Raw genomic sequence first — 13804 nt, 5'->3', positions numbered from 1 at the left:
CAGAGCTTTAGCTCAACCAGTGCTCACTTTCTAGGATCTTCTGGCCAGTCGTGTTTGGGATAACGGCCGCGCAGTTGTTTGCGAACTTCGCTGTAAGTGTTTTGCCAAAAGCTGGCTAGGTCATCGGTGATTTGTTGGCAGCGGTTGTTGGGGGCTAACAAGTGCAAGAGCAGCGGGACGCGGCCTTCAGCCAGACGGGGTGTGGCCGACAGGCCAAAGAAGTCTTGTATACGAGCGGCGAGCACAGGTGGCTTGTCGGCTTCGTAAGTCAATAGCACGTTGCGGCCACTGGGCAGCGTATAACTTTCGGGAGCTTCGCGCGTCAAGCGTGAGCGCTGCGCATTGGTTAGCAAGCCTTCGATGAGCGCGCGCCAAGGCAGAGCGCGAATGGCTTCCAAGTCGCGTTGACCTGCGCACCACTGTGGTAGATGCTGTTGCAATCCTGCATCGCTTAGGTCGGGCCACTCGGGATCGGCCAGGGCTTTGCCCAGCCATCGCGCTCGACCTAAGAAACTGTTCAGCTGTTTATCGCCGCTGGGGAAAACTTTGTGCCAGTGAGTGATAGCCGACTTGGCCAGCAGGTCCGCGGTCGCTTCATCCAGCGGTGTGGCCACGGGCGTTTCATCCAGCATCAGATCGAACCAGTAAGTGCGGCGGCGCGTGACGACTTGACCGGTTGTCGGGTGCACAAATCGTTCATCGACTTGTCGAAGATGTTGCTCGCCCAGCCACTGGCGCTCGATCGCTGATGCTTGGCGCACGCTGGCTTCACTGCCACCGGCATCGACATCGACGCACACAAACAGCTCGGCAGCTCGCACACCTGAGCTGTTATCGAGCTTAACGCCACGACCGCCAACCATCAGGCCGCGCGGTTGATGCGCATCGCGCCGGCGGGCTACTCGATCGGGCATCGCTGCCAACATGGCGCGCGATACGTTGCGCTCGAGCGGTGCTTCGTGAGCGATGCGGCCAGCTTGCCCTTGGAGAATGCTGCGAAGTTGAGCTGCGGCCCGTTCGACTTGGCGGGCGGCGCCAATGCGAATAGAACCCATCGCAAAATCAGTGCGGCCTGTGCGCAAGAATTCGTCGAGCGCCAAGATGCGCTCGGTCACATCGCAATCGTTATGCTGAGCGCTGCGCGTGGGTGGTGGATTACGGGAATCGCGCGGTCCACGTCGATCAAACACATCACGTTCCGATAACATGGCGGCGGCCAGGCAGGCGGCACTGGGGATGCCGAGCGCATGACCCGCCAACAACAATCGAGCCAGGCGCGGATGCGTTGGAAAGTTGACCAACTGACGACCCAGCGCAGTTGGCCGAGCATCTGCTATGGCGTCTAAACGCTCGAGTACCAGTAAGGCCGAAGCGAGTGCTTCGTCTTTGGGTGGCGTGAGCCAGGGGAATTGTGCCAGGTCGCTTTCGCCCCAGCACAGCAATTGCAAAGCGGCGCCGGCCAGTTCGACACGCATGATCTCCGGATCGGTATGTCGCGGTCGACTGCGATGAGTGATTTCATCCCACAAGCGATAACATACACCCGATGCCGTACGACCCGCTCGACCTGCACGCTGCTGGGCAGAGGCTTGCGAGATGGGTTCTAGTTGCAGCACGTTTAGACCTACCGCGGCATCGACGCGTTGCACGCGGGCCCAACCACTATCGATCACGATGCGTACGCCATCGATGGTCAACGATGTTTCGGCAACGTTGGTCGCGAGAATAATCTTGCGACCGTCCGCCGGTCGCAGCACGCGATCTTGTTCTTCCGGCGAGAGATCACCGTACAAGGGCAACACGCTCCAGCCTGCGCGCTGCGCAGTTCGTTCCAGTGAGCGTGCCACCTGCAGGATCTCGCCCACACCTGGCAAGAATACCAACATGTCTCCGTCGTCGCGTTCGCAGGCGATCGGAATCTGATCGCATACGCTATCGACGATCTTGCGCGGTGGGCCAGGTCGCGCATGACGCATGGTTACGGGAAACATTTGGCCAGGTACGGAAATAACTGGCGGCGCGTTCAAATACTCGGCGATGCTGGCCGTATTGAGCGTAGCGGACATGATGACTAAGCGCAGGTCTGGTCGAATCGTCTCTTGCACTCGTCGAACCATGCCCAGCAGAATATCGCCTTCGAGCGAACGTTCGTGAAACTCGTCCAAGATAACGACGCTGACTTCCGACAGCACTCCATCGGTCTGCAATTCGCGCAGCAAGATACCGGGCGTAACTACAACCAACTGGGTATCTCGGGTCACTTGGCGATCGAAGCGCACTTGATAGCCAACTTGCTGTCCCAATTGCACGCCTTGTTCATAGGCAATCCGAGCGGCGGCGGCGCGAACCGCAATCCGACGTGGCTCGACCAGCACGACTCGTCCTGAGTCCGCGATCGGCAGTAGCGCTGGTGCCACGCGTGTGGTCTTGCCAGCGCCCGGCGGAGCTTCCACGATAACTGCTGCATGTGACCTGACAGCCGCGATGATTTCATCTAGTGCAGAATCAATGGGCAGAGATAAACGTGACATCAAACGTAGCGCCGACTTCTATAAAGAACGGTTCAGAGGTCGCGATCCAAGGCGATTGACGGCTTCCATTTAATGACCTGCGCCATGATCGCGATGTATACCAGAGCTCCCAACGGTGCGGCGAGCCAGGTACGACCAATCGCTAGAGTGTACGGTACCGAGCATACGGCACAAGCGACCAGGCCAGCCGCCGAGGCGATTGTGAGGCTGAGCAAGCTACCATCGAGAATTCGCCCGTGGGTGCGTCGCGCTAAGATGACGGACATAGTCATAGCTGACAGCATCAGGGACAACGAAGTACTCAAGGCTATGCCCCAGACACCTAGCGTCGACAAACTGAACCACTTGGCCGCCAATCCAATCGTAATTGCGATAGCGCCGACAATCGTCGGTGTGCGCGTGTCACCGAGCGTATAAAAACCGCGGGCAAGTAGCTCGCCCCAGCTGGCACCGATGAACATGCCCATAAAGCACACGATCAATCCACCCACAGCCGCCGAATCGCGGGCATCGAACCGGCCGCGCTGCAGCAGATCGGTTATGACCGGTACGGCATAGATTCCAAAGCCAATCGCGATCGGGATCACGATGAAAATCAATCGCCGCATGGCCAAGGCAAAATGTTTGGCAAAGGCATCGCGACCACTGGAGGCCAAATGCCCTGCCAATTGCGGAAAGGCGATTACACTTAAGCCGCTAGTGCTGATCGCCAACAAGGCTACGATCATGCGTTGGGCAAAATGCAGATGCGCCACTGTGCCTTCGTCTAGCTGCGACGCCAGCGATCGATCGACCAATGGGTCAATGCGCAAGTAAAGACTGCCCAGCACCAATGGAAACAAAGCCCAGAGCAAACGGCGCAAATGTGCGCCAGGTATTGAACCGATACGCAAATGAATCAGTAGCGGTGCGACGTGAATTACTACGCTGATGAGCGAACCGACATTGATAGCCAGGGCAATCGTATGCACCCCTTGTGGCCCCCACATCATGGCCAGCACCAAAGTTGCCAGCGTACCCCACACACCGCCCATAGCTGGAACAATAAAGCTATGGCGGCTGTGATGCACTGCCAAGGACCAACTGATAATCGTCGACATGACAATCTGCCATGAGAGAATACTTAGCAGTTTGGCTGACAGTTCTTGATGTTCGTTCACCATGTGACTGTATAGCCAGCCCACAATCGTTTGTGAGCCCATCATCACCACCAGCGTCGTCATCAATCCCAGCAGCCCGGTGACAATTCCAAATAGAGTGGCCATATGCCAACCGACTTTGACCCTTTGTTGGTCAGTGAAGCACGCGACCAGATCTGGTACCAACACATAACTCAGCGAGCCACTGATGATGGCTGCAAGTACGGTAGGTATTACCAAGGCCGCTGCCAGCGCATCGGTATCTGCCGTCGCGCCGAATTGATATGCCAAGACGACTTGGATCAAAAACTGAATGACCACTTGCAACGTTGAAGCGGATGTTAACCAAAACAAGTTACGTTTGGTTCCACGTGCGGGCGTGTCACTGGTTGCTTCGTTAGGTAGCGGTGATGTACTCATCGTTGCCTCCGACGGGCAACTTGCTCGAGTAAGTCGCTCATTTTGCCCAGCCATGGTTCCAGGGCATGATGGGTGCACACCCAGGCTTGCGCGTGCTGAGCGCGCTGGCGCCACGGTTGCCAGTTAGCGGATGCGTTTTTTAGAGCTTCGACTGCGCCATTGAGATCGTCGATCGCCACCAAGCTGGCTCGCTGCTGATGGCTGCCGGCAATCTCTGTGGCAGTGGCTCCATAGTTGGTCATCAATAAGGGTTTACCTAAAGCCATCGCTTCCAAGGCGACATTCGGAAAACCTTCGTAGCGACTGGGGACCAGAACAACATCGCAGGCCGCCAGAATCGGATAGGGATTGGTTTGGTAGCCGTGGAAGTGAACCAGGCTGGCCAGTCCTAGGGCTCGCACTTGCTGCTGAATCGCGCTTTCCAAAGGTCCGTTGCCAATGAAGTGCAGGTGCAACTGTTGAGTAGGTGTGATGTTCTGCTGAGCCTCGCGCCAGCGAGCGGCCAATAGCACTGCGAAGGCATGTCCCTTCTCAGCTGTGAATCTGCCAACGACGGCCATGTGGATTTGATCGGTATGCGCATGTTGCAAGCAGGCAGCGACTGTGGGCAGATCGTCTTGCGATTTCTGCTGGACAGCTTCGATATCTACCGGGTTGGTCAGCACGGTGAAGCGTTCCATGGGTATTCGATAATAGTTCGCAGCATCGAGGGCGACCTCTTGGCTAACACACAGCGTGCAAGCGGCGCGAGTGTAAGCGCGAGCTAGCAGCCGTCGTTTGAACCATCGCCAGCGCTGCTCGCTGCTGGCCACGTCGCGACTGGGCGGGCTGACAATGACGGATATGCGTGGCACGCTGCGTGGCAGTGTGCCGGTCACGAGTGTCATGTGATAGGTGCGATCGTAGACGACATCGATAGCACTTGTTTTTACGATCGTTTGCAGATGCCGGGCTTGCAACCACGAGATGCGTCCGGGTGGGAAGGCGGTAGGTTGCGGATGTGTGTCATTGAAGGCAGCCACGGATACATCTGCGGGCAGTTGACTCAAGTACACTCCGCGGCGAGCCAGCAAATAGACGCTGGGTGTGAATCGCTGACGATCCAAGTGGCTCACTAGTTGCCACAGTTGACGTTCGCTGCCGCCACCGTCCAGTGAGCCACTGCACGCCAGTATGCGATACCCTTGGCGGTCGGCTGTGGTCTGGCGGGCTGCGATATTGTCCTCCATTGCTGGCTTATTTCTCGGTTGACGTGGCTCGGGGGTTGCGACTAGCATCCGCGGCAGATTGTAGTCTTAGTCATCGAGATTAGTAGCAGCGTGGGATGCAAGTCAACCTCGGCCAAACGCGAACTGCGGGTCAAACCGCCAGGGGTACTCCCTGTGCAGGCTGGGCGGGCGTGCGTTTCTGCGGCCCAAGTATCCACTTTGGAAGGCGCCGATTCCCACGATATTGGTTGGTGTTATTAAGTTGCCTGTTTGGGGTGGTCAGCAGCGGTTGTGCCCGTTTTTATCAATGGACCGAGCCCTGGCGGACGGAAGCTCGTAGCGAAGAGCCAATTGGTGACAAGCAAGTGCTTAGCTCGCCCAAGCTGGCGCCCGATACGGTCGTGGTGCATGCGGTCCTGATTCGTTTTCCGGAAGAGCAAGCTGCGGCGCTGAATGAAGTTTGGCGCGTAGTCGATGAAGGCGTTATCGACATGTCGACTCGGCGGGCGATGTTCGCCAACGGCCTGAAGTGCGGCGTGTTGGTCGGTGAAATGCCGCAAGTCATTCGAGCTCGTCTGAAGGAGTTGAACTCCTCCTCGCCGGGCAACTCGATGGAACGACTGGGTTTGGCCGCGGAGGTGCCCAGTGATACGCAGCGACTGCACTGTCATGCTGGACGCCGCAAAGAGTTGCATTTGCGACCTGGTCTAACTGAACCGATTACTGTGTTGCATATGCGTGACGGCAATTTGCAAGGCAACACGTACACTAATCCCCGTGTCTTGTTGGACTTGCGCGCCGCGCCGTTGGGGGATGGTCGAGCTCGATTGAAGATGACTCCTGAAATCCAACACGGTGATCCGATCGAATCGGTGCGTGTCAGTCCCAACAAGATGGCTCAGTATCCCGATGTTCGCCAGTTGCAGCAGGTGTGGGATTACATGGCCATGGAAGTTACGCTCGGTCCCGGCCAATTCTTTTTGTGCTCGCTGTCCGATCCCCCGCGCGGCCTGGGCCAGGCCATGTTCAGTACGCGCACGAGCGAACGCACCACCGAACGCGTGCTGCTGGTCGTTCAAATGGTCGCCAATCCTCTGGACGAACTCTTCGCCCCCGAAGAAGTCGAAGCCGCCCGGCTGGCCAGTGAACAATAGTAGCATTAACCAAGCCCCTGTAGAGCGGCTGTCCCCAGCCGTCCGCACCCGCTGAGCATGTTTCTTCACACCAGTCGTGAGTCCGGTCTGTCCCCGCTCTCCCGTAGAGCGGCTCTCCAGGGCCGCTCAGTCATTTCCACTGTAGCCGAAGTCGCCAGACCTCCGGATCGCAGCCTGGCGTCTGTCCCCGATCAAGTCGACGTCTGGTTCGAAGTGGCTTGGGTTAGCGGGTGCTGAGCGGCTGAGGACACCCGCTCTACGAACGGGGACCTGAAAAACTGGGATCAGGTCCGGATCAGGTCCTAATTTTCATCGCGGTTTCATCGCGGTTTCCTCAAGGAACTCAAATAGGTCTGAGTACTTGGGTTGGGAAAAGATCCCCGTCTCGTGGTCCAACAACTCGATTTCGTTTTCACATACACCGTCTGTCACTCTAAACCCGTATAGATCGCCAACACCATTGTCGGAAACCGCTAAAAAACCAAACGCAAGTACGCCTCGGTTTCGCTCGACAATGTTCCAGTCACTTCCCGGAAACACTGAAAATAGGTTTCCGAGTGCGAAGTAGCCTCCGCCATACCTTGTTACAAAGAGTCGGTAGGACTCCGGTAGTCGTACTCCAAGCTGGGCTTCAACATGCTGTATTTGCGTTAGCGTGGCCGGCGGATCACTCTCGAGTCCGAACCACACTGGCCTTTCTTCCCTTAGCTTTTCGACAAGCGGTACGAATTCCTCAATCAGCATTACATTTCCTATTCTTCAAAGATCCACAGACAGGGCTCATTGGCCAAGGAGCTACTCCGTCACAGGCAGCACCCTGGAATGCTGTATCCAAACTTCGTTGCCATTGGTACGTACATTGAGGGAGAAGAGGGGCCGCTGCGGTTGGCCATTACTTTACATGTAAAGTAACGCGACTTACGGCGATGGAGCCGAGAAGTTTGCAACGTAACTATACTGCCGCTAGACCTGACCCCAATTATCTCCCTTCATTGAGACCTGACCCAGACCTGACCCCAATTTTTGTGGGTCAACTCGAAGAACTGGCACTAGGTCCGTGTGTTTTGAACTGACCAATCACCGTTTACAGACAATACAACACACTGGTGGGGTGGACAAAATAGAAAAAAAACTTCGTCGTCAAACGAAAAATTGCAGAAAAATTCTACGTCAATTCCAGAGTCAAATTTGACAACAACATCATGTATCCCAATTGATTCGACACCGCTTACCCGACCGAAGTCGATTTGCTCTAAAATCGCATTCTTTTCAGATGCATCCCCCATGACATCATTACTACCTAACAAAATGCGATTGTTGCGAATTACTCGCCATGCGGCGCTATAAGAACCGAATTCCCATTCGCCTCTACTACGTGCGGAAATCGTAATGGACTGTGCAATTTCCTTTCCTAGGGCGAACGAGATCGCACGGTCATTAAAGACGATGGATCGCCACACCGACTGGCCAATTACACTTTCAATCATCAGTTCGACAGGCTTTTCCATTTTCAACTCGATACAGGGTGTTACTCTAGCCATTTAGGCACTGTTTTTCCAAACTGCTCATAAAGTTCCCAGACCTTTTCCAGGATCTCCTCTTTTGTTCGATCTCCCATTCCCCCTTCCTTCGCGTCGTGTAAAGCACGCTTCGCGTCGGCCAAAAAATTGGGGGCAGGTCTGCCTTTTCACTGAATCTGAATTGATGGCCTGCGCTAAAAAATGAGACCTACGCCCAATTATCTCGTACAAGAAGTTGTTTTATGGCTGCTTAGCATATCGTTCGATTAACTCTTGAGCTTGTGCATTGCCAGGATCGTACGCTTGAACACTTCGCAGCCAGAATAGACCGTTGCGCACCGATTCATGTTCCAGCAAGATTTTGGCGAGCTCCAGACGGGCCTCAACATCTGCAGGATTGCTGCCAATGCGATCCCAAAAGACGTTGACGCCGGCCAACGCCTCAGTGGCTTTCTTGACATATGCAAACTCTTCTTCAGCTTTTTGTTTCTCACCTAAGCCGCGCAAGGCGACCGCATAGGCATAGCGCGATTGAATGTCGCGCGGATTGTGGGCTATGGCTTTCTCCAACCATTGTTTGGCCGCGGCGTAATTGCCTTCGTCGCTTTCCAACTTGCCAAGTTCGGCAGCGACTGTCAGTCGTTCGCTGGGTTCGTTGACCTCGCGGTAAGCGGCTTCGATCTCTGCCGGTGAATGCGAGAGGACTCGCTCGAACAGCTGTCGAGCTTGCACTGGTTCCGCCTGCGCCTTCTTACACATGCCCATCACGACTTGGACGGGAAGAACATTGTCAGCATCCGGACATGTCTGCAAGACATTTAGGGCTTCATCGAGTTGACGTTGGTCCAGCAGCAATCGCCCCAGCGCATAGATCGCCGGAATATAAGTACGCTGGCGCTGCAGAGCTTGTCGGTATGTCTCTATGGCCGAAGTCTTATTGCGCTCGTGTTCGTGGATGCGACCGAGCCGATACACAGGCCGGGCATCCTGCGGAAAATCCGCTGCCCACGCACCAAGCACTTGCCGCGCCTCTGCAAAACGACCCGTAGCGGCCAGCCCATTGGCATACGCCGCGCTCACTTCGCGCACATCGACACTTGGATCAAGCAACCAGCCGTTCAGCCGCGAAACAGCCTCGTCATCCAATTGACCCGTTTCCGATTGAGCCAGCAACGTTTCCAGTTCCAGTTGTTCCGCTGGATATCCCAGGCGATGCGCTTGATCGAGCAACTTGAGCATGCGATCGTACTGGCCTCGATGTCGGGCAAGTCGAGCCTGCAGAAAAGTTGTCTCACTCGAATCGCCCATCCAACTGGCTAACGTCAAACGACTGCCAGCCAGCTGATCATGGCCGTCACTCAAAGCCTGACGAACATACAAATGAGCCAGCGAGTGCAGACCGCCGGTACCCCAAGCTGCAGCCAGCAGCCCCAGGAACACCAGCAGCACAACCATCCATCTTCGACGTTTCACTGGCGGTTTCTTCGATGGCATTAATGTTATGCAGTGCGGTAGTGGGTCACGGTCACGGCGGAGGTTGCTAAGACACAGGCTGGAAGCCTATGCCACACGCCACACAGGCTGGAAGCCTATGCCACACAGGCTGGCAGCCTAGGCTACAGTTAGGGCGTTTTGGGCTGAGAGGTATAAATTGCTAAGGGCGGCCCTACGCTTTCGTTCCAGATGCCGACAATCAGATCGGGCAAGCCATCGCCATTGACATCGCCAGCGGTGCAGGCAGCATGGCTGGGGCCGTATTGCTCTATCGCATGACGTTTGAAATTCAGACCCGGCGTCTGTTCCCACCACACGATCGAATCGTATTTGTCGGCCGACGCTTCATCCATAATCGGCAACATACCCACCGCCGCAATATCTACGTCGCCATCACCATCGAAGTCGGCAGCGCAGGATGACAAGGCGCCGACTAACATGCCCAGTTCATGTACTTGCCAGGTATTGTCCGGCTTGTTCTCCAACCAACGCACGCCGTGATAAGGCTTAGGCAAAAACGCGTCCATCGAATCGCCATTGGTATGCACGATATCGAGTCGACCATCGCCGTTGATATCGGCCAAGGTTGTCGAGCTGGAGTTATAGGAAGGATCAACCAAGCGCACGAGCTGTTGCTTTTCAAAGCGACCCTGACCAGCGTTGTGATAGAGTTCAACAGTTTCAAACTCTTGAGCGAACGAGACCAGATAGTCTTCACGACCATCGAGATCAAAGTCGGCAACTTGAACCCCTAAAGCCCCATGACGGTTATCGATGATCTCAATTGGCCATGGTTTGTCAGCAGTAGGATCCACGCCGGGATTGCGCAGCAGCTTCATCGCGCCGGTGGTGCGCCAGCCAAACTCAGCCAGAATCACATCGCGATCGCCATCGTCGTCGTAGTCGATCAGCCGAGCTTCGACCAGTCGGGCTAAGTGATCGGCCAACGTCAGCGGCTGATACTGACCATCGGCTTGGGCCAGCCAGACTTGCAACTTGCCAAAGTCGTGATCACCCACCGGGAAGCTGCCCAAGTCGCATACGAGCAAGTCTTGCAATCCGTCGTTATTGAAATCGCAAGGTGTCACTCGACAACTATTGGTAACACGGCCCAGTTCACGCGCCTGCCACTTGGCACTCGGTTCCAGTTCGCTGACGAAGCCGTTGCGCATGTCGGACAATAACAACGTGCCGCGTCCGGCATCCCAGGCCAAGTGGGCCACGCATGCGACACGTTGACTCATGTGCTCCAAGGGAACACTGCGCACGAATCGATGTTCGGTGGCTTCGGACTGGACAGTCGGGATAGCGACATGCTCAGGGGCGGCCTCGCGAAAGTAGCGCACGGTTTCCACGTGGGTGGGTTCTTCCAAATCGGTGCGACCCGAATCGATGTAGAACTTGAAACCTTGCTCAACCTCTTTGTCCCAACGCGACTTGGGGAACGTCATCGGATCTGGCATGTAATGACAATCGCCACAGAAGCGTTCAATGCGGGCGACCTGAGTGGGGGACAAGGCAGCCGGTGAAGCCGACGACTTGCTCATCGGTGAAGTGGTTGCGAAGTTATCACAACCACTCAAGACACTCATGCCCAATAGAAAAGCCAAGAATGTTGAATCGCTCAAGACTAGACGCTTAGGCATCGCATTTTAACCATCAACACAGGGTGTGGTCGTCCTAGAGCTTGCCCAGCATCTCTTTGGCCTTGGCTTTGATCTTAGCCGGCTCCTTCATCAACTGGAGTTCACGATAATCTTTGGTCAACGCTTCACCCTTGGCAGAGTCGGACGCTTTGATGCCATTGATGTCGGATAAGAGCGAGCTCATACTGCTCCCCATTTTACCCGTCTTTTCGTAACTTTCCAGGGTCTTGCGGACGTTGGCCTCGATCGTCGAGGTCTGCACGACTAACTTTTCTTCTTTGACGCCACCACAACCCACCAGGGCGAAACTGATCAGCCCGCTTGCGACCAGGCTCGTCCATCTACGATTGAAATTCATAATGTCTCCAAAAGTCGAAATAGTAAAACCCCACTCGAACTCACGGGACTGACCGGGCGAGTTCGGGCGGGGCAAAGTTCAACCACGATCTAGTCGTGCTGCGTTATTTAACGAGCTGCGATTACTCAAGGCTTCCTTGGTCGCCGCCGCGTGCACTACCCAGCGCCTGATAGGTGATCAGGTCGATGCTGTTGGAAATGAACTGGACCGAACCGTCACCCAGGGCGTGCATTGCGCCACCGGTATGGCGACTGCGAGTTGGCCAAACCCCTGCTGAGTCACCTTGACCGCAACCGGCGCACTGCATGCAAGCTGGATAGATCCAGTTTGGCGGGGCAACCGTGTTGATGGCGGTGTTGTAAAAGCCAGGTGCACTCCAGCGGAAGCCGGCTTCGCTGCGGTGGCTGGATGTGCCAGCTGCCAAACAGCTTTGACCATAAGCGGTAATGGCGGCTTGTGTTGGAAACTGAGCGGTGAATCCACCTGGAAAAGGTATGCCGTTGGGGAAGTCGCCACCGACCACCGTGAAGATGCTCGAGGTGGCATCACCCTTATTGAATTCGCCCATCATGATCGTGTTGGACAAACCATCGATCACATCGCCGAACTTGGTATCGATCTGACGCTTGAAGAATCCGTTTTGATCGCCTACTGCGACATCCCAGCCAACGTTCGAGCCTTCGCTGCAACCATAGTTGTTCCAGCCCATATCGGACAGTTCCCACTTGGTCGCTGGATCGATATTGGAAGCAGCGTTGTATCCGAGGTCCGAAGGACACAAGAACGCTGCGATCCGAGTGTGACCGACCACCATCGCTGGCACGGTGGCTGGTGCTTTGACAGTCATGTCGTAGTGATACTGATTGAACGCTAGTTGTGAGAACAAAGGACCCTGTTCAATGTAGGGCAACAGCATGGTGTGCGCTGAGTAACCGTTCCAGTTGCTCTGCTGCATGCCAGCACCGGAATCAACCCAGCTCGCCAAACGTGGTACCTTCTTGTGGGTGCTCTCGTAGTTGTGGAAAGCAAGTGCTAGTTGCTTCAAGTTGTTGCTACATGACATGCGACGTGCAGCTTCGCGCGCTGCTTGCACCGCTGGCAGCAGCAGCCCTACCAGAATGCCGATGATGGCAATAACCACCAGCAACTCTACCAGGGTAAAACCTTGTCTCTTGCGATTCATCACTAAGTGAACTCCGACGATAAAGAAGATATGAGTAGGTCAATCAGAAGCACATAGACTCCCTCTTAGGGATTCTAGATGCGGCTTAGCATTCGCCAATGGTCAATCTAGGCAGTGTGGGTCGTCATGAGCTCGCGTAATACCTGCTGAGCACCACAAAAGAGTCCTACGATCTCTTAATGAACAAACCATAAGGTTGATAACAGCGCCAAGAACCGCTTTAGTGCTCGAAAAGAAGTTGCTAAGCGACAGATAGCGGACGCTACAATAGATCTCAGTTGTAGATATCGTTTTGTTTGTGGCGCTTTCGAAAGCCTGAATTTGAACGTTAATAATTGGTTGGTATGCGGCGAATAAGACTCGCCACCTTCGCCGAGCCATCTTTTCAACGCAGAGTCCGCGAAGGCCGCAGAGAAAAAGTGACTGTTTTCTCCGCGATCGGCGGTGTCTCGCTGCGTTTGAGAAAGAAACTCTCTTGGTGTTGAAATCCCAGGCGGAAACTAGTTGGTACACTGAGCGTTAGTTCATGACACAGGCTAGAAGCCTATGCCACAACACAGGCTGGAAGCCTATGCCACAACACAGGCGGGAAGCCTATGCCACATTTCTTTTTACAAGGGGTACTGCTCATGATTCGTATCGCAGCTTTGTTCGTTTTGGGTCTTTTAACAACTTCGTCGATGCACGCGCAAGAGATCACGCCGACTCCGCAACATAAGAAGTTGGCGGAACTGGAAGGCAAGTGGTCGTTTGTCCTCAAGAGCGAGGGCAGCGAATCTAAAGGTGCTACGGAATACAAGCTCGAGTGCGGCGGGTTGTGGCTGACTAGCGACTTCAACACCGATTTTGGTGGCATGAAGTTCCAAGGTAAGGGGCTCGACGGTTACGATCCAGCCAAGAAGAAGTATGTTAGCGTGTGGGTTGATTCGATGACGATGGCACCCATGATGTTTGAAGGCGACTACGATGCTAAGGGCGAGAAGTTAACGATGATTGCCAATGCAGCTGGCCCAGACGGTAAGCCTGCCAAGTGGAAATCGGTGACCACGATTGTTGACAAGAACAAGCATACCTTCGATATGTATCTCACCCCACAAGGCGGCGAAGAAATGAAGATGATGACCGTCGAATACACGCGCCAATAGTAGTCA

The 13804-nt window shown here is 55.0% G+C and carries 11 protein-coding genes; 2 read left to right on the top strand and 9 right to left on the bottom strand.

Translation table 11 applies throughout. The features are described 5' to 3' along the window. Positions 1 to 23: 23 nt before the first annotated feature. From hrpB to SH573x_RS30430, 3 genes are read right to left on the bottom strand one after another with little or no spacing between them, the layout of a single operon-like run. A complete protein-coding gene (gene hrpB, locus SH573x_RS30440; RefSeq protein WP_479352006.1) occupies positions 24 to 2531 on the bottom strand; it encodes an ATP-dependent helicase HrpB in 2508 nt (835 codons plus the stop codon). Positions 2532 to 2563: 32 nt separating this feature from the next. Then, positions 2564 to 4090: a murein biosynthesis integral membrane protein MurJ gene (murJ, locus tag SH573x_RS30435; RefSeq protein WP_479352005.1), complete on the bottom strand. Its 1527-nt coding sequence runs from the start codon at positions 4088 to 4090 to the stop codon at positions 2564 to 2566. Continuing rightward, entirely contained in the window at positions 4087 to 5319 is a 1233-nt protein-coding gene (locus tag SH573x_RS30430; RefSeq protein WP_479352004.1) for a glycosyltransferase, read from the bottom strand. Before SH573x_RS30430 ends, murJ begins: the two co-directional genes overlap by 4 nt. Before the next feature lie 230 nt (positions 5320 to 5549). On the opposite strand from SH573x_RS30430, the gene SH573x_RS30425 reads away from it, so the two are divergent. Beyond that, positions 5550 to 6452, top strand: coding sequence for a hypothetical protein (locus SH573x_RS30425; RefSeq protein WP_479352003.1), 903 nt, complete (start codon positions 5550 to 5552; stop codon positions 6450 to 6452). Between the two features lie 309 nt (positions 6453 to 6761). On the opposite strand, the gene SH573x_RS30420 is transcribed toward SH573x_RS30425, so the two are convergent. The 6 genes from SH573x_RS30420 to SH573x_RS30395 all read right to left on the bottom strand — a co-directional run bounded on the left by SH573x_RS30420 (position 6762) and on the right by SH573x_RS30395 (position 12653). After that, a complete protein-coding gene (locus tag SH573x_RS30420) occupies positions 6762 to 7196 on the bottom strand; it encodes an SMI1/KNR4 family protein (protein WP_479352002.1) in 435 nt (144 codons plus the stop codon). A 305-nt stretch (positions 7197 to 7501) separates the two neighbouring features. Continuing rightward, the gene (locus tag SH573x_RS30415; RefSeq protein ID WP_479352001.1) at positions 7502 to 7960 is read right to left on the bottom strand and encodes a hypothetical protein; all 459 of its coding nucleotides are present in this window, start codon (positions 7958 to 7960) and stop codon (positions 7502 to 7504) included. Between the two features lie 252 nt (positions 7961 to 8212). Beyond that, positions 8213 to 9445 carry a tetratricopeptide repeat protein gene (locus tag SH573x_RS30410; protein ID WP_479352000.1) on the bottom strand — a complete coding sequence of 411 codons (1233 nt, stop codon included), beginning with the start codon at positions 9443 to 9445 and terminating at the stop codon, positions 8213 to 8215. A 149-nt stretch (positions 9446 to 9594) separates the two neighbouring features. Then, complete coding sequence (locus SH573x_RS30405) at positions 9595 to 11112, bottom strand: FG-GAP repeat domain-containing protein (RefSeq protein WP_479351999.1); 1518 nt, start codon at positions 11110 to 11112, stop codon at positions 9595 to 9597. Between the two features lie 34 nt (positions 11113 to 11146). Further along, on the bottom strand, positions 11147 to 11470 hold the full coding sequence (locus SH573x_RS30400; protein WP_479351998.1) for a hypothetical protein: 324 nt from the start codon (positions 11468 to 11470) through the stop codon (positions 11147 to 11149). 121 nt (positions 11471 to 11591) lie between these two features. Continuing rightward, positions 11592 to 12653 (bottom strand): DUF1559 family PulG-like putative transporter, encoded by a 1062-nt coding sequence (locus SH573x_RS30395; protein WP_479351997.1) that lies wholly within the window; start codon positions 12651 to 12653, stop codon positions 11592 to 11594. A gap of 629 nt (positions 12654 to 13282) precedes the next feature. Between SH573x_RS30395 and SH573x_RS30390 the strand changes: the two genes are divergently transcribed. Beyond that, positions 13283 to 13798 carry a DUF1579 domain-containing protein gene (locus SH573x_RS30390; RefSeq protein WP_479351996.1) on the top strand — a complete coding sequence of 172 codons (516 nt, stop codon included), beginning with the start codon at positions 13283 to 13285 and terminating at the stop codon, positions 13796 to 13798. Positions 13799 to 13804 lie beyond the last annotated feature (6 nt).

Source organism: Rania fehmarnensis (assembly GCF_056494185.1).
The sequence above is the reverse complement of the archived record's forward strand: the minus strand, read 5'-3'. Positions and strand labels throughout refer to the sequence as shown.

Excerpts from the sequence above, each read along its gene's own strand:
- hrpB (WP_479352006.1), bottom strand. The coding sequence starts at position 2,531 with ATGTCACGTTTATCTCTGCCCATTGATTCTGCACTAGATGAAATCATC.
- murJ (WP_479352005.1), bottom strand. The coding sequence starts at position 4,090 with ATGAGTACATCACCGCTACCTAACGAAGCAACCAGTGACACGCCCGCA.
- SH573x_RS30430 (WP_479352004.1), bottom strand. The coding sequence starts at position 5,319 with ATGGAGGACAATATCGCAGCCCGCCAGACCACAGCCGACCGCCAAGGG.
- SH573x_RS30420 (WP_479352002.1), bottom strand. The coding sequence starts at position 7,196 with ATGCTGATTGAGGAATTCGTACCGCTTGTCGAAAAGCTAAGGGAAGAA.
- SH573x_RS30415 (WP_479352001.1), bottom strand. The coding sequence starts at position 7,960 with ATGGAAAAGCCTGTCGAACTGATGATTGAAAGTGTAATTGGCCAGTCG.
- SH573x_RS30405 (WP_479351999.1), bottom strand. The coding sequence starts at position 11,112 with ATGCCTAAGCGTCTAGTCTTGAGCGATTCAACATTCTTGGCTTTTCTA.
- SH573x_RS30400 (WP_479351998.1), bottom strand. The coding sequence starts at position 11,470 with ATGAATTTCAATCGTAGATGGACGAGCCTGGTCGCAAGCGGGCTGATC.
- SH573x_RS30395 (WP_479351997.1), bottom strand. The coding sequence starts at position 12,653 with ATGAATCGCAAGAGACAAGGTTTTACCCTGGTAGAGTTGCTGGTGGTT.
- SH573x_RS30390 (WP_479351996.1), top strand. The coding sequence starts at position 13,283 with ATGATTCGTATCGCAGCTTTGTTCGTTTTGGGTCTTTTAACAACTTCG.